Genomic DNA, 15,561 nt, shown 5'->3' on the forward strand with positions numbered 1-15,561 from the left:
TCGTCGGCGCCGTTCTTTACGGTACTCTCAACGCATCGCAAGCACAGACCTCTCCCCCGAGCCAACCCAGCGCGGCGAAGCGCCCAAAGGCCTCAAACTCGGCGCGATCGGCCTCGTCGGCAGCATCGTGATCGGCCTTTCCGCCACAGCCCCCGCGTACAGCCTCGCCGGAGCCCTCGGCCCGCTCGCCGGGGCTGTCGGGGAGAAAATCCCGGCGATCCTGCTCGTCTCGTTCCTGCCCACGCTCTGCATCGCCTTCGCGTATCGCGAACTGTGCCGCGACACCCCGGACTGCGGCACCACCTTCACGTGGGCCACCAAAGCATTCGGGCCGTGGACGGGCTGGATGTCCGGCTGGGGCCTGGCGGTCTCGGGGATCATCGCGGTGGGCAATGCCGCCGAAATCGCCTCGATCTACCTGTTCCGCCTGTTCGGCCATCCAGCGGGCGGCGGCGCGAAAATCGCCGTCGCGGCGGCGATCATCGTGCTCATGACGTGGGTCAGCTATCGAGGCCTGGACCTCGGGGAACGCATGCAGAACGTGCTCATGGCAATCCAGTTCGGCGTGCTGGCCGTCATCTCGGCCATCGCGCTCGTCCGGGTCCTCACCCATCATGCGGGGCCGCAGGCGCTCGCCCCGCGCCTGAGCTGGCTGATCCCGACCGGCCTTTCGACCTCGCAATTCGCCGCGGGCGTCATTCTCTGCGTTTTCATCTACTGGGGATGGGACGCGTGCCTCGCGGTGGGCGAGGAGACTCGGGACTCGACCCGCACCCCTGGACGGGCGGCGGTGATCTCGACGCTGCTGCTCGTGACGACCTACGTCATGGTCAGCTACGCCGCGCAAAGCTTCGCCGGTTTCGGAACCACCGGGATCGGGCTGAACAACCCGGGCCACGCGAGCGATGTGCTCACCGTGCTCGGCGAGCCCGCCGGGGGCCAGGCAGCGGCGGTCGCCCTCCTGCTCACGGTCAGCGTCTCCGCGCTCTCCTCGACACAGACGATCATCCTGCCCACCGCGCGCCAAGCCCTCTCGATGGCCTCCTACGGCGCCCTGCCCGAGCGTTTCGCCTCCGTGAACACGAAATTCCTCACCCCTGGCTTCGCGACAACGGTCACCGGCGGATGCTGTCTGTTCTTCTATTTCGCGCTGTCCCTTGTGAGCGAAAACGTGCTCGTCGACTCGGTGTCCTCGCTCGGCCTCGCCGTGGCGTTCTACTACGCGATGACCGCCTACGCCTGCGTGTGGCACTTCCGGCGCAGCCTGACTGCTTCGCTGCGCGACTTCCTGCTGCGCGGCCTGCTGCCGTTGCTTGGCGCGCTCACGATGACCTGGGCGTTCGTGAGGAGCAGCATGGACATGGTCGATCCCGGCTACGGCGAAACCCGCTTCGGCCCTGTCGGGGGGGTCTTCGTCATCGGCGTGGGCATACTCGTGGCCGGGGCGCCGTTGATGCTCCTCGCGACCATCACCGGGAAGGACTTCTTCGCGGGTCGCACGCTCAACGCCCAGACCGAGGCCCGGATACCGCCGCCCCCGGACTCGTTGTGACCGCCGCGCTGTGATCTGAGCCCCGCACTGTGGTCTCTGGCCGGTGACTGGCGTGAGCATCGTGGGACTGGTGTGAACATTGTTGCTCGCTGGCGCGTCGGGCCGAAGGCAACCGCGCCCGACGTTATGCTCGACGCGTGCTCAGGACCGGCAAGTCACTCAAAAATGCCGCCGCCGCCTCGCTCGCCCTGTTGGCCGCGGCCTCGATCGCTCCTGCGAGCTGGGCTGATCCTGACGATGGACAGGACTCCGCCTGCGCGCAGCGCGTCACCCCGCCGCCAGCTGTCGACTCCTCCGAAGCCCCCCAGCCGGGCCATCCCGAACTGCCGCCGCTGCCCGTCCCCGCCGTCACGGTCGGCGGGGCGGCGCTCGCCTCGTGCGGCGTGGTGCAGCCCCCCGGCTCGCCCGCCCTCCCACAAGGCCCCGCGCACGGCTGGCTCGTCGCGGACCTCGACAACGGCCAAGTGCTCGCGGCCGAAGACCCGCACGGCCGGTTCCGCCCCGCCAGCACGGTCAAAACCCTCCTCGCCCTCGCGGTCCTCAACGAGTTGGACCCCAAGCAGCTGGTCCAACTGACCGAAGGCGACCAGACCGCCGACGAGGAGAGCGAGCACAAGTTCATTCAGGCAGGGACCACCTACAGCGTGTTCGACTTGCTCGAAGGCGCGCTCATGGTCTCCTCGAACGGCGCCGCGAACGCGCTGGCCCGCGTGCTCGGCGGACCCGGCGGCGTGGCAGCCGCGGTGCAGAAGATGAACAGCCTCGCCGACGAGCTCGGCGCGAAAGACACCCGGGCCACCACGCCCTCCGGCGTGGAAGCCCCCGGCGGGCCGTCGAGCAGCTCTCCCTACGATCTCGCCCTCATTTTCCGCGCGGCCATGAAGCACGCGGACTTCCGCAAGATCGTCGGCCAGAAGTCTGTGTCGATGCACGGCAACCCGGACGACTTCCCCTTGGTCAACGACAACGCGATGCTGGACGACTACCCTGGCATGCTCGGTGGCAAAACCGGGTACACCGACGACGCCGAAAAGACGTTCGTCGGCGCGGCCGAGCGGGGCAGACGGCGCCTCGTGGTGACCCAGATGTACGGCCTCAACGGCGCAAGCACGTTCCGCGAGCAGGCTGCGGCGCTTTTGGACTGGGGGTTCTCCTCCGACCCCGCCATCGGCGTGGGCAAACTGGTCGAACCCGCCCCCAAGCCCGCGCCGGCCGCCACGATCGCCGCGCCGGCCGGCGGCGCCGAGTCCTCCTCGACAGCGACAACGACGCTGTTGCTCGGCGGCATCCTGGCAGGCGGCTTGGTCCTCGCGAGCCGTGAGCTCAAACGCCGCAAGGGCGCTTCGCCGACCCACGCGTAGCCCGGTAGGGTGCTGCCCATGTCGGTGACCTACCTGCGCGGCGACCCTGGCCTTCCTCCCGTCGGCGTGGTCGAGCGCCGCCAGCCGAGCCTCCTCGCGCGCGTCCTCCTCGTCGCTGTCGCGCTCCTCGGCGCCGCCGCATGGAGCGTGATCGCGGCGCAGCGGTCCGAGCCGGTGAACGCGGTCTGGTTCGTGCTCGCCGCTATCGCGAGCTACCTCGTCGCCTACCGCTGCTACGCGAAGTTCATCGAGCGCAACGTCGTGCGGCCCCGTGACGAGAACGCCACGCCCGCCGAGCTGTTCGAGGACGGCAGAGACTTCGTCCCGACTGATCGGCGCGTCCTTTTCGGCCATCATTTCGCCGCCATCGCGGGAGCGGGCCCCCTCGTGGGGCCTGTGCTCGCCGCCCAGATGGGATACCTGCCGTGCACGCTGTGGATCGTCATCGGGGTGGTGTTCGCCGGGGCGGTGCAGGATTACCTCGTCCTCGCCTTCTCGGCCCGCAGGCGCGGACGAAGCCTCGGCCAGCTGGCACGAGAGGAGCTCGGCCCGGTCGGCGGGGCGGCGGCGCTGGTCGCCGTGCTCGCGATCATGCTGCTCTTGACCGCCGTGCTGGCCATGATCGTGGTCAATGCGCTCGCGGAAAGCCCGTGGGGCGTGTTCTCCATCGCCATGACCCTGCCGATCGCCCTGCTCATGGGAGTCTGGTTGCGCTACATCCGGCCCGGCAAAGTCGGCGAGGCCACAGCGATCGGCGTCGCCTTGCTGCTCGTGGCGGTCGCGGGCGGCGGTTGGGTCGCGGACACGCCGTGGGGCTCGCACGCCTTCGCCTTGTCCAAGACGACGATCGCGCTGGCAATCGTCGTCTACGGGTTCCTCGCCTCGGCGCTGCCGGTCTGGCTGCTGCTCGCGCCGCGCGATTACCTCTCCTCGTTCATGAAGGTCAGCGTCATCAGCCTGTTGGCCGTCGCGGTGCTGCTCGCCCGCCCGGCCACGCAGATGCCCGCGATCACCGCGTTCGCGACGAGCTGCACTGGGCCTGTTTTCGCAGGCACACTCTTCCCGTTCCTCTTCATCACCATCGCGTGCGGGGCGCTCTCGGGATTCCACGCCCTTGTCTCCTCCGGAACAACACCGAAGCTTTTGGAGAAGGAGGGCCAAGCGCGGCTGATCGGCTATGGGTCGATGCTGCTCGAATCCTTCGTCGCGATCATGGCCCTCCTGTCCGCCGTGATCCTCGACCCGCATCTGTACTTCGTGATGAACGCGCCCGTCGCAGTGACCAAAGGCACCGCAGAAGCCGCCGCGAACTGGGTCAACAGTCTCGGCTTGCCAGGAGCACCGCTCCCCTCGGCAGCGATCGGAGACGCGGCTTCGGCGGTCGGCGAGCACAGCGTCGTCTCGCGAGCAGGCGGCGCGCCGACGCTGGCCTTGGGCATGTCCCATGTGCTGAATGTTTTCGGGGGCAGCGCGCTCGCAGGATTCTGGTACCACTTCGCCATCATGTTTGAGGCGCTTTTCATCCTCACCACAGTCGACGCCGGCACCCGCGTCGCGCGGTTCATGCTGTCGGACACCCTTGGCAACGTCCGCGGCCTCGGAAAGCTCAAAGACCCCTCCTGGCGCCCAGGGTCGCTCGCGTGCTCCTTCGCGGTCGCGGCGGGGTGGGGAAGCCTCTTGCTCATGGGGGTGACCGACCCGCTCGGCGGGATCAACACGCTCTACCCGTTGTTCGGCGTCGCCAACCAGCTGCTCGCCGCTGTCGCCCTCACCGTGGTCACGATGATCCTCGTGCGCACCGGGCTCGCCCGCTGGGCCTGGGTGACGCTCGTGCCGCTGGCGTGGGATCTCACCGTCACGCTCGCCGCCTCGTGGCAAAAGATCTTCTCCGCGAACCCGGACATCGGCTACTGGGCGCAGCACCGGCGTTACGCGGCGGCGCAGGCCCGTGGCGCGAACTCCTTCGGATCGGCGAAGACTCCCGCGCAAATCGAAGCCGTCGTCCGCAACACCGCGGTGCAGGCCGCGCTTTCCGTGCTCCTCGCTGTGCTGGTGCTCGTCGTCGTGCTGACCGCCGCTTGGGTGGCGTGGCGGACATTGCGCGGTTTCCCCGCCCTGGTCGAGGAGGAGCCAGCCGTCCCGTCGCGGATCTTCGCCCCGCGCGGATTGTTCCCGACCAAAACCGAACGCGCCGTGGCCCAAGAATGGGCCACGACCGGCGCACCCGGGCGTTCGGCTTTGCCGCGCGTGTCCGAGACCGCCCAACGCTGCTGCTGAGCCAACGTATAATCGAAAATATGAACGCCACCCCGTACGCCTCCCCCTCCCCCTCCGGTTTCTTCCACGAGATCGGCCGTGTCCTGCGGTATTGGCCCGCTGTGCTCGTCTCCGGGATCGTCACCGTGGTCGCGGGCGTTCTGGCGATCATCTATCAAGATGTCACCGCCATCGTGGCCGGTCTGCTCTTCGGCCTCGGGATACTGTTCCAAGGGGTTCTCTTCGCGGCGACCGCCATCGGCGCGAAACCCGGCACGCCGGGGCGCGCGTGGCTCGGCGTGTGGGCGGTCTTGAGCATCGGGGCTGGTTTGCTCGCCATATTCTATCCGTGGTCGGGCGTGTTGGCGCTGGCCTATCTGTTGATCTTCTGGTTCCTCGTCAACGCCGTCAACAACATCGTCCGAGCCGCTTCGGACAAAAACCACCGGGTCTGGTTCGGCGTGCTCGGCGCGCTGGAGCTCATCGTCGCGGTATGGCTGCTGGTTGATATTTTCACCGCTGTCAGCACGGTTGTGCTCCTCGTCGGCTTCGGCTTGCTGCTGCGCGGCGTCGGCGAGATCGCCGTCGCGTTCCGCCTGCGCCACGTTGGCAACGTGCTGCGCAGCCAGTGAGCATGCGGTTGCGCGGAGCCGTGGCGGGGATCGCGGCCCCTTTGCTCGTCATCGCCTCCGCGCACAACGCCGCAGCAGATCCCAGCCCGTTGCCGCCAGACACGGACCTCGCCCAGTTTTTGCCTGCCCGGCAAGAGTTTCCCGCTGGCTGGACAATCGGCGAGCGGGACGGCCGTGAGAAAGCCGCTGGTTTCTCCAAGGACGGAATCCTCGCGGAGTTCGGCAAACACGCCACTCCGAAGAACTGCTACCCCGACGCCTTGGTTTTCTTCTCCGCTTCCGGGATCGCCGAAGGGGGCAAGCCCGCAGAGCCGGCGTCCGGGTCGTACGTCTTCGTGACCATCGTGCGCTCGGACGAGGACCCCCGCGCTCGCGGGTACGCCAAAATCCTCCACTACTGGGTCGACAACTGCTCGACGTACTCGGTCGAGGCGATCCCGGACTGGTCGGGCCCGATCACTGGCAGTGTGAGCGCTCGCGCCATGCCCATTGTCCGAGCCGACGACTCGGTCGCGATTCGCGTCACGGAGAAAGGCACTTCGGGGCAGGACGTGGAGCTGACCGCGATAGCGGCCAGGCTTCGCGGCGTGGAGGTTTTGGCCACGGGTTATCCCGGCGCGGACGAGCGCCTCGTCGACGCGCTCTTTCGCGCCACGGTCGACAGGATCGACCAGTGGGCGCCGTAGGAGTGCTGATGCGAGCCAGAATGCCGCAAGGCTTCGCGGCCGGATTGGCCCTCGCCGCCGCGATGCTGGCCACTGTGCCGCCTGCTGCCGCGGCGCAGGGGGATCTCGCGTCGGACACGAACCTCGACCAGTTCTACCCCGGCCAGGACGACGGGCCCGACGGTTGGTCGCTCGCGGAATCTGACCACACTGCTCCACCGTCAGCGCGTTCGACCACGCCGCCCGGCTGCTCTTTCCAAACCCTGTTCCCCGCTGAGGGCAGCCGCCGAGCGGTCCTGCCCTCAGGCTCGGTCCTCTCTGTGCAGCTGCTCCGCGCACAGAAGGACGGGGCACAGCGGGACGTGCGGACGGTCCAGTCGTGGGCCGAGCGGTGCGCAAGTTTCACGGCGCTCGGCGGCGGCGGCACGACCGGGAAGAACTGGCTGCGGGTCGAGCCCGCAGACGCGCCCTCGGCCAAAGCGGTCAGTTATCTGGTCTCGGCCCAAAGCCCCTTTGTGCCCGACGAGCTGGAACTCGCCGGAACTGTTCGCGGCGCGCTGATCCTGGTCTCGCAGACCGACCCGGGCGACGACGACTCGGCAGCCGACGTGTACCGCGCGATAGCCGCGAAAATCAACGACTGGCGCGGCTGAGCCTGCTCGCCGCCCACGACTCGATCATCTGGCGCGCGATAGAGATCGAACCCGGCAGGAACAGCTCGGCTTCGGGCTCGCCCTGCGGCGATGGGACCGGGGGGCCAGCGCCCCAGTCCAGGCCGCGTTGGAGCGCGTCGGCCACCTCGTCCACATGGAACCAACGCGCCTCTTCGATCTCGCCGTCGGCGGGGACGACCGGCTGAGCCGGGTCGCCTTGAGCGTGGAAACCCAACATGAGCGAGCGGGGGAACGGCCACGGCTGGCTGCCGAGATAGCCGATAGCGGACACATCGACCCCGACCTCTTCGGCGATCTCCCGCTTGACGCACTGCTCCAGCGACTCCCCCGGCTCGCAGAACCCGGCCAGGACGGAGAACCACCGCTGCGGCCAGATCGGCTGTCGGGCGAGGAGCACCTGGTCCGCGCCGTCGTGGACCAAACAAATGACTGCGGGGTCGGTGCGGGGGAACTCTTCTTTGCCATCGGCGGCGACGCGGACCCAGCCGCCTTTGACGAGGGCCATCGGCTCGCCCGACCAAGGCGCGAACCGAGAACGGCCCTGCCAGGAAAGCATCGCGACGGCTGTGGCGGCCAAACTCGCGTCTTCGGCCGAGAGCTGGTGCCCCGCGAAACGCAGGTCGAGCAGCTCGCCGTCTAACTCCGGCACTTGGACCGCCCACACATGGGAGCCGCCGCGTTCGCCGAGCCTGTGTTCGCCCAGCCTGTGTTCACCAAGGAACACAGCCCCTTCAACCGGGGGTTGCGGCGCGAGCTCCAGCGCCGGGCTCAAGATGAGCCTGCCCGCCTGCGCCAGGAACTGCCCGCGCCGAGTCACCAAAAGCACCCGCGCCGTGCGCCAGCCTTCGGCGAGCGCGGCGGTGTCGGCGCGAAGGCGCTCGTCCCGGCAGACCGGAGCCCTGGAGAGGAGGGGCTGCTGTGTCAAAGAGAAACCCATCGGCTCACTCCTTGCTCACCGTGTGGACGTACAAGATCCGGTCTCCCAGCTCCAACGCGTCCACGCGCTCGTCGCCGACCCGGATCAGCTCGCCGCCGCGCACCACGCCGAGCACGATGTCGGCGAGGTGTTTGGGGTCCGCGCCGACCTCGGGCTGCTCCACATCCCGCTCCGACACAGCGAAACCCGCCTCGGGGGTGAGCAAGTCCTCGATCACTTCGACCACGGACGGGGCGCTGGTGGCGATGCCGAGCAACCGTCCCGCCGTTTCGGAGGAGACCACCACAGACGTCGCGCCGGAGCGGCGCAAAAGGTGCACATTCTCCGTCTCGCGCACCGCGACCACCACTTGCGCCGACGAAGTGAGCTCGCGCGCGGTGAGCGTGACGAGCACAGCGGTGTCGTCTCGGTTGACCGCGACCACGATGGACGAAGAGCGTTCCGCTCCCGCCGACCTGAGCACATCAGAGCGGGCGGCATTGCCTTTGAGGGTGACCAGGCCCAGCTCGGACGCGGCGGAAAGCAACGCCGGATCGACGTCCACGACGACGATCCGGTTCGGCTCCACCCCGTCTGCGAGCATCGCGGCGACTGCCGAGCGCCCCTTGGTGCCGTATCCCACGACAATGTTGTGATCGCGCACTTTGTGCCTCCAACGTTGGACTCGGATCGCCTGGCGGCTCCGCTCGGCGAGCACCTGCAAGGTGGTGCCGACCAAGATGATGAGGAACAGCACTCGCATAGGCGTGATGACCAGGATGTTCACCAGTCTCGCGCCTTCGGTCACCGGAGTGATGTCGCCGTATCCGGTGGTCGTGAGCGAAACGGTGACGTAGTAAAAACAGTCCAAGAGCGTGAGCCGGCGATCCACAATGTCCCGGTAGCCCGCACGGTCCGCGTAGACGACAAAGGCGGCTACCACGAGCAGGAGCACCGCGACGAGCAGTCGGCCCGTGATGGCCCGGAGCGGGCTGACCTGACGGTCCGGAACCAACAGTCTTGGCGAGAAAGGAGCCGCCACTTGTCCTGCCGTCACGGAGGGTAAGCCTACAACGCGCTCGTCCGCGCGGCGCGCGGCGCGGCTTTTCTCGCGCGCTTTTCCCGGCGCGCCCGCGCCTTGTCCCGGTTCCCGCAGCCAGCCATCTCGCACTGGCGGCGGCCGCCTCGGCAGCAGAGCAGCCGTCGGAATCCAAGGCCGTGTTGCCGCAGACACATGTGAAGCCAGTCTCCGCGCCTCCGTTTCGCCTCGTCGCAAACCCCGTGAATGGTTACGCTTGGGCGCATGCCCGCACAGCAGGAAATCGCCGCGCGCCCGCAGACAAAGCCGCGCCGTCTCGTGTTCGCAGAAGCTGCGCAGGGCCCGCTGCTCGTGGTCTCGTGGTCGAGCGCGTTCGTGGCGGGTGTGATCGGCACGAAGGCCGGGACGCCGCTCTTGTTGTGCTGCCTGCGGTTCACCTTTGCGGCGCTGATCGTCGGCGCGCTCGCGCTGGTGATGCGATCGAAGTGGCCGACCGGCAGAACGCTCCTGCACACCGTGGTCGCGGGCGTGTTCATGCACGCCGTGCAGTTCTGTGGTTTTTACTACGGGATGGCGCACGGCCTCGGCGGCGGCGTCTCGGCGCTCATCCAAGGCCTGTCTTCCATGATCGTGATCGTCCTCGCGGCCCTCACCCTCGGCGACCGGCTGACGAGCGCGGGCTGGGCGGGCTTTGTGATCGGGGTTTTCGGCGTCGTCGTCGCGATCGAGGACCGTCTCGCCCTCTCCCCGGTCGCCGTCGCCTCCGCGTTCCTCGGCCTTGTGGGCATCACGGTCGGAACCTATTGGCAGAAACGTTTCGTCTCCGGCGTGGACGTGTTTTCGGGGACCGCGGTCCAGCTCGCCGCCTCTGCCCCGTTGGGGCTCGCCGCCACCTTGCTCTTCGAGCACCCGCAGGTGAGCGATCCCGCCCGGTTCGGGGCCGCGGTCCTCTGGATAGTGATCGTGAACTCGGTGGGCGTGTTTTTGCTGCTCAACCACATGTTGCGCACGCTGCCCGCGAGTTCGGTCTCGACTCTGTTCCTCGCCGTCCCCGCAGTCACCTCACTGCTCAGCTGGGTCGTCGCCGGACAAACGATGAGCAAGCAGGCCGTCGTCGGACTCGTGATCGGCGGATTCGGGGCCGCGCTGGCCGTGTTGGCCGGGCGGCGTGGTCGCGCCGCCGCGTAACGGGCCGGGCGTTACCGTCCCGCCGCCCAACGCCGGTCCACCACCGGGCGCAACGGAACATCGAACTTCGCAGAGGACCCGCCGAGTTCGCTGCGGCCCAATTCCAAGGAGGCTTGCAACTCGGACTCCGCGAGGGTGGCGACGATGCGCAAACCGAGCCGCTTCGTCGCTTTCGGGTCGAATCCTTCGGGGAAGCCCACGCCGCTATCGGCCACCTGGACGCTGAGCCACTGGCCTTTGCGCTCCGCGCCGATCACCACCTCGCCCGAATCGCCAGGTTTGAAGGCGTGCTCAAGGGCGTTCTGGGCCAGTTCGGTGAGGACCGTGGTCAGCGACATCGCCCGCTCCGCCTCCAAAGACCCGAATCTGCCCTGGCGGCGCACGACGACGCTCGTCCCCGGAGCGCTGAGGTCGGACAGCATCACAATGAGCTTGTCGACGATATCGTCCACCGAGACATGCTCGTTTGAGGAGATGGACAACGCGTCGTGCACCAACGCGATCGAACCGATCCGACGGACCGAGTCTTCCAGCGCCTGGCGGGCCTCCAGATTCTCCGTCCGCCTTGCTTGCATGCGCAGCAGGGCGGAGACCGACTGCAAATTGTTCTTCACGCGGTGGTGGATCTCGCGGATTGTCGCGTCCTTGCTGATCAAAGCACGTTCACGGTGGCGCAGCTCGGTCACGTCGCGGAGCAAAACCACCGCGCCAGCCATCTCGTCCGATTGCCGCAGCCCGATCACACGCCACGATGTGACGGCCCCGTTGGACTCCACTTCGACCCGCGCGTCGGCGACTTCGCCCTCCAACGTCGCCGTGAGCGCGGCTGCGGTTTCCTCGGCGATGAGCGAGCCCGAGACGGACGCGCGGACAATCTCGACCAGCTCAGAGCCCATGAACGTGCCTTCCCAGCCCAACCTGCGCAAGGCAGAAGAGGCGTTGGGGCTGGAGTAGGTGATGGCCCCGGTCTCAGCGAGCCGGAGAAACCCGTCACCAGCCCTGGGGCCAGGGCCTTTGTCCGAACGGTCTGGGAAAAATCCGTCGCAGACCATTTGGCACAGCGCGTCCGCCGCGCTTGTGTACGCCATCTCCAAGTTGCCGGCCGAGCGGGGCTGGAGCATGTTGACGTAGCGCGAAACAACCGCGATCACCTCGCCGCCCTCGCGCACCGGGATCACCTCCCTGCGGGTGGGCACGTACTCCAGCCACATCGGGTCTTCCGGTTCGATGATCTCGCCCTCGACGAACCCTCGGCGCAACTGGCTGGCGAGCGGTTCGCCCACCTCGGTGCCCACCATGTCGCCCGGCAGCAGCGTGGTGGCCGTGGTCGGCCTGCACTGCGCGACGCACACGAACCGCTCCCTCGGATCATCCCCGTCCGAGTCCTGCCCCTCGGGGGCTGTGTCCGCGTCTTGGCGCACCCACAGGAGAAAGTCGGCGAACGCGAGGTCGGCGATCAACTGCCACTCCACGACAAGGCGTTGCAGATGCTCGGCTTGCGCTCCGGCAAGGGTGGTGCGATCAGCGAGGAGCCTTCTCAGCGTCGCCACAAGCCCCCCCTTCGTGACGTCGGCTTCGGATATGTCATCCTATGAGTATGGCAAAACGAGGACGTAAGAAGCGCGACCGGCGCAAGAGCAAAGCCAATCACGGGAAACGCCCGAACAGCTGACCGCTCGCCCGGTCATTCGTCTCGGTTCTCCGAATCCACGCGAGGGTGCGAGAGATTGAGCATGTTCCGAATCTCGCCTCGCAGCTTTTCTTTGAGGCCCTCTGGCGCGCACGGCTCTGATTTGCATTTCTTCGAGAGCAGTTCCTTGATTCGGACCTCGAGCTCGTACTGCGTGTGACAGGACGGGCAGTTTTCGAAATGGGCTTCCAGCCGCTCGCGGAGTTTGACGTCGCAGCCGCCGTCCGCGACGAGCCAGAGCGCTTCGACCTCCTCACGGCATTTCGGAATCGCTCCGCGGCAATCGAAACTCGTCAAAGTCTCCGCGAGCTTCGGGTCGATCGGCTCGAAAGCCCGCTGCATCTCTTCGAGCTGCGCGCGCTGCAGCGCGCTGGGCTCCGGGCCAGGCGCCGAAACCGGCTCTGCGTCCGTGCTCAACTTGCCACCTCTTCGTTTTCATTCTCGACTGCGCTGTGGCCACGCCCGTTGCGGCGAGCTTCGGGGCCGATGCCGTATTCGGCGGCGAGGCCTTCGAGCTGGCTGCGCAGCTGCTTCCTGCCTCGATGCAACCGGGACATGACCGTTCCGATTGGGATTTCCAGGATGTCGGCTATCTCCCGATACGGGAAACCCTCGACATCCGCGTAGTACACGACCATTCGGAAATCCTCCGGCAACGACTGCAACGCCTTCATGATCTCCGTGTCGGGCAGACCGTCCAGCGCCTCGACCTCCGCCGAGCGCAGTCCGACCGAGTCGTGGCTCGCCACGTCCGCGAGCTGCCAGTCGGTGATCTCATCCGTCGGGTATTGGGAAGGCTGGCGTTGGCGCTTGCGATAGGAGTTGATGTAGGTGTTCGTGAGGATGCGGTGCAGCCACGCGGAGAGGTTCGTCCCCTCGGCGAAGGTGTGGAACGCGCCGAAAGCCTTGATGTACGTCTCTTGCACCAGATCCTCAGCGTCCTGCGGGTTGTGCGTCATCCGCATCGCGGCCCAGTACAGTTTGTCGAGCAGCGGCATTGCCTCCTGCTCGAAACGGCGGCTGAGCTCGGCTTGGGACTGGCTGGAACGCGACAGGGGCTCCTCTGCCGAATCCTTCACAGGCATCCGGGCTCCACGCGGGGGCTTCGAAAACATGGAGGACGGCGCATCTTTCAACAGTAGCGCAGCAGCGTCCGTCCTGCGTTCGGGGCATAGCACTGACATATCGACGGCGCTCCTCTCTGTCCATCTGGAGAACACTGCAGGGTCGGAGTTTGTTCCCGGCGCGCCAGGGCGGCGCCGCGGACGGACACAGCGCCCCGCTGGCCGAACACACGGGGACCACTGCGACAATGGCGGGGTGAGTTTTTGGGACGCCCCCGCGGTCCGCGGTCCGCTCGACGCGGTGGTGGTCGTGCCTGGCTCCAAATCGATCACCAACCGGGCGCTGGTGCTCGCCGCGCTCGCCCGGACCCCGTCCCGGATCTTCGGCGCGTTGCGCAGCCGTGACACCGACCTCATGCTCGACGCGCTGCGACAGCTGGGCGCCGGCGTCGAGATCGGGGACGACGGGACGACGGTGGACGTCGCCCCTGCCCCCCTGCGCGGAGGGTCCGTCGACGTCGGCCTGGCCGGCACGGTCATGCGGTTCCTGCCGCCAGTGGCGGCGCTGGCCGAGGGCCCGGTCCGCTTCGACGGGGACGAGCAGGCCCGCGCGCGTCCGCTCGGCACAATCCTGAACGCCTTGCGCGACCTTGGTGTGACTGTGGACGGCGACGGGCTGCCGTTCACCGTCCGGGGCGCGGGCGCAGTCCGGGGCGGCGAAGTAGCCATCGACGCCTCGGCTTCTTCGCAATTCGTCTCGGGCCTCTTGCTCTCCGGAGCCCGGTACGACGAGGGGCTCGCCGTCCGACACGTCGGCGGCCCGCTGCCCTCCGCGCCGCACATCGACATGACCGTCGAGATGCTTGCGGCGTCCGGAGTGCGCGTGGAACAACCCGAACGGCATATGTGGCGGATCCCGCCCGCGTCCTTCAGCGGACGGGAATGGCATGTGGAACCCGATCTCTCCAACGCGGGCCCGTTCCTCGCCGCGGCAGCAGTGGCCGGTGGCCAGGTCCGAGTCCCGAGCTGGCCTCAGTCCACCACGCAAGCGGGCGACCAGATCCGGCACATCCTCGCCAGCATGGGCGCGACCGTGCGGTGGGAAGACGGGTGGCTCACCGTGAACGGCAGCGGCGAGCTCACCGGGATCGACATCGACCTTGGCGAGATCGGCGAACTCACCCCGACTGTGGCCGCGCTCGCCGCGCTCGCCTCCTCCCCCTCTTCGTTGCGGGGGATCACGCACTTGCGCGGCCATGAGACCGACCGGCTCGCAGCGCTGTCCTCACAGATCAACGCGCTGGGCGGGCACTGCGTCGAACTCGACGACGGACTGTCGATCACCCCAAAAGCGCTCCGGGGCGGGCCGTGGAAAGCCTTCGCCGACCACCGCATGGCCACTGCGGGCGCGATCATCGGACTGAAAATCCCCGGCGTGCGGGTGGACGATGTGGACTGCACGAGCAAGACGCTGCCCGGATTCGCCGACCTCTGGGCCCAGATGTGCGCGACCGCATCGGACGGTGCATGAAACGAGGACAAGACCTCAGCCGTTACGACGAGTCTGACGTGCGTCTTCGACCGGGGGCCCCGAACCGTGCCCGCACCAAACGCAGGCCGGAGCACACCGAGGCGAAACCGGCGATGGTGGTCGGGATCGCCCGAGGCCGCCAGCTGTGCGCGTTGGAGGATTCCGACATCCTGGTCCCCACCGTGCGCGCCAGGGAACTGGGCCGACGCGGCGTGGTGGTCGGCGACCGCGTGCATCTCGACGGGGACGTGTCCGGGGCGGCGGACACACTGGCGCGGATCGTCCGGGTGGACAAGCGCTCGTCCGCCCTGCGCCGCACAGCTGAGGACGACGCCGGGTCCCCCGGCGGCGCGGTGGAGCGAGCCGTTGTCGCCAACGCGAGCCAACTGCTCATCGTCGTCGCGGCGGCGGACCCGCCGCCGCGGATGGGGCTCGTGCGCCGGGCTCTCGTCGCGGCCTACGCGGAAGGCATCGTCCCCAGGCTCGCGATCACCAAGACCGACCTCGCCGACCCGGCCGAGTTCGAAGCCGGGTTCTCGGGCCTTGAGCTCGACATCCAACGCTGCGGCACAGAAGACGACCTCGCCGATCTGGAAGGACTGTTCGAGGACCAGTTGACCGTGCTGCTCGGGCATTCCGGAGTCGGCAAATCCACGCTCGTGAACCGGCTCGCCCCGAGCGCGAACCGCGTGGTCGGCGAGCTGACCCGGATCGGCAAGGGCAAGCACACCTCCACCGACGCGCGCGCCTTCCCCTTGCCGCGCGGCGGTTGGATCGTGGACACCCCCGGCGTGCGCTCCTTCGGTCTGGGCCACGTCTCGCCCGAGCAAGTTTTGGGCGCGTTCTGCGACCTGTCGGAGGCGGCTGAGGACTGCCCGAGGGGGTGCGGGCACCTCGGGCCGCCCGCCGATCCAGAATGCCAGCTCGACGAGCTGGCCGACCAAGCGAGGGTCGCCGCCGTCCGAGAGCTGATGCGCAGCGTGGGAGCATAAA

Annotated in this window: 15 protein-coding genes; 10 read left to right on the top strand and 5 right to left on the bottom strand. The window is 67.9% G+C overall.

Features of this window, described 5'->3' with window-relative positions:
- Window positions 1-34: 34 nt before the first annotated feature.
- The 6 genes from SROT_RS10955 to SROT_RS10980 all read left to right on the top strand — a co-directional run bounded on the left by SROT_RS10955 (window position 35) and on the right by SROT_RS10980 (window position 7,119).
- Window positions 35-1,552: an APC family permease gene (locus SROT_RS10955; protein WP_013139089.1), complete on the top strand. Its 1,518-nt coding sequence runs from the start codon at window positions 35-37 to the stop codon at window positions 1,550-1,552.
- 137 nt (window positions 1,553-1,689) lie between these two features.
- Complete coding sequence (locus SROT_RS10960) at window positions 1,690-2,913, top strand: D-alanyl-D-alanine carboxypeptidase family protein (RefSeq protein ID WP_013139090.1); 1,224 nt, start codon at window positions 1,690-1,692, stop codon at window positions 2,911-2,913.
- 18 nt (window positions 2,914-2,931) lie between these two features.
- Window positions 2,932-5,190, top strand: coding sequence for a carbon starvation CstA family protein (locus SROT_RS10965; RefSeq protein ID WP_013139091.1), 2,259 nt, complete (start codon window positions 2,932-2,934; stop codon window positions 5,188-5,190).
- A 20-nt stretch (window positions 5,191-5,210) separates the two neighbouring features.
- Entirely contained in the window at window positions 5,211-5,801 is a 591-nt protein-coding gene (locus tag SROT_RS10970) for an HdeD family acid-resistance protein (protein WP_013139092.1), read from the top strand.
- A gap of 2 nt (window positions 5,802-5,803) precedes the next feature.
- Window positions 5,804-6,487 (top strand): hypothetical protein, encoded by a 684-nt coding sequence (locus SROT_RS10975; protein WP_013139093.1) that lies wholly within the window; start codon window positions 5,804-5,806, stop codon window positions 6,485-6,487.
- Window positions 6,488-6,495: 8 nt separating this feature from the next.
- Entirely contained in the window at window positions 6,496-7,119 is a 624-nt protein-coding gene (locus SROT_RS10980; protein WP_013139094.1) for a hypothetical protein, read from the top strand.
- Here the strand turns inward: SROT_RS10980 and nudC are convergent.
- On the bottom strand, window positions 7,100-8,077 hold the full coding sequence (nudC, locus tag SROT_RS10985; RefSeq protein ID WP_013139095.1) for an NAD(+) diphosphatase: 978 nt from the start codon (window positions 8,075-8,077) through the stop codon (window positions 7,100-7,102). The two genes, SROT_RS10980 and nudC, sit on opposite strands and share 20 nt — an antisense overlap.
- A gap of 4 nt (window positions 8,078-8,081) precedes the next feature.
- Window positions 8,082-9,113, bottom strand: coding sequence for a potassium channel family protein (locus SROT_RS10990; protein ID WP_049773351.1), 1,032 nt, complete (start codon window positions 9,111-9,113; stop codon window positions 8,082-8,084).
- A gap of 246 nt (window positions 9,114-9,359) precedes the next feature.
- Between SROT_RS10990 and SROT_RS10995 the strand changes: the two genes are divergently transcribed.
- Window positions 9,360-10,283 (top strand): DMT family transporter, encoded by a 924-nt coding sequence (locus SROT_RS10995; protein WP_013139097.1) that lies wholly within the window; start codon window positions 9,360-9,362, stop codon window positions 10,281-10,283.
- Between the two features lie 11 nt (window positions 10,284-10,294).
- Here the strand turns inward: SROT_RS10995 and SROT_RS11000 are convergent, their stop codons facing one another.
- Window positions 10,295-11,833 carry a sensor histidine kinase gene (locus SROT_RS11000; protein WP_013139098.1) on the bottom strand — a complete coding sequence of 513 codons (1,539 nt, stop codon included), beginning with the start codon at window positions 11,831-11,833 and terminating at the stop codon, window positions 10,295-10,297.
- A gap of 47 nt (window positions 11,834-11,880) precedes the next feature.
- On the opposite strand from SROT_RS11000, the gene SROT_RS17445 reads away from it, so the two are divergent.
- Window positions 11,881-11,955, top strand: coding sequence for a 50S ribosomal protein bL37 (locus SROT_RS17445; RefSeq protein ID WP_148223600.1), 75 nt, complete (start codon window positions 11,881-11,883; stop codon window positions 11,953-11,955).
- Between the two features lie 12 nt (window positions 11,956-11,967).
- On the opposite strand, the gene rsrA is transcribed toward SROT_RS17445, so the two are convergent.
- The gene (gene rsrA / locus SROT_RS15725) at window positions 11,968-12,390 is read right to left on the bottom strand and encodes a mycothiol system anti-sigma-R factor (protein WP_013139099.1); all 423 of its coding nucleotides are present in this window, start codon (window positions 12,388-12,390) and stop codon (window positions 11,968-11,970) included.
- Complete coding sequence (locus tag SROT_RS11010; RefSeq protein ID WP_041407228.1) at window positions 12,387-13,058, bottom strand: sigma-70 family RNA polymerase sigma factor; 672 nt, start codon at window positions 13,056-13,058, stop codon at window positions 12,387-12,389. The genes rsrA and SROT_RS11010 overlap by 4 nt, the downstream gene beginning before the upstream one ends.
- A gap of 235 nt (window positions 13,059-13,293) precedes the next feature.
- Here SROT_RS11010 and aroA point away from each other — a divergent pair, with 235 nt between their 5' ends.
- Both aroA and rsgA read left to right on the top strand, forming a co-directional pair.
- Window positions 13,294-14,568, top strand: coding sequence for a 3-phosphoshikimate 1-carboxyvinyltransferase (aroA, locus tag SROT_RS11015; RefSeq protein WP_013139101.1), 1,275 nt, complete (start codon window positions 13,294-13,296; stop codon window positions 14,566-14,568).
- Window positions 14,565-15,560 carry a ribosome small subunit-dependent GTPase A gene (gene rsgA, locus SROT_RS11020; protein WP_013139102.1) on the top strand — a complete coding sequence of 332 codons (996 nt, stop codon included), beginning with the start codon at window positions 14,565-14,567 and terminating at the stop codon, window positions 15,558-15,560. Before aroA ends, rsgA begins: the two co-directional genes overlap by 4 nt.
- Window position 15,561 lies beyond the last annotated feature (1 nt).

The organism is Segniliparus rotundus DSM 44985, from assembly GCF_000092825.1.
In the GTDB taxonomy this organism is placed as follows: Bacteria; Actinomycetota; Actinomycetes; order Mycobacteriales; family Mycobacteriaceae; genus Segniliparus; species Segniliparus rotundus.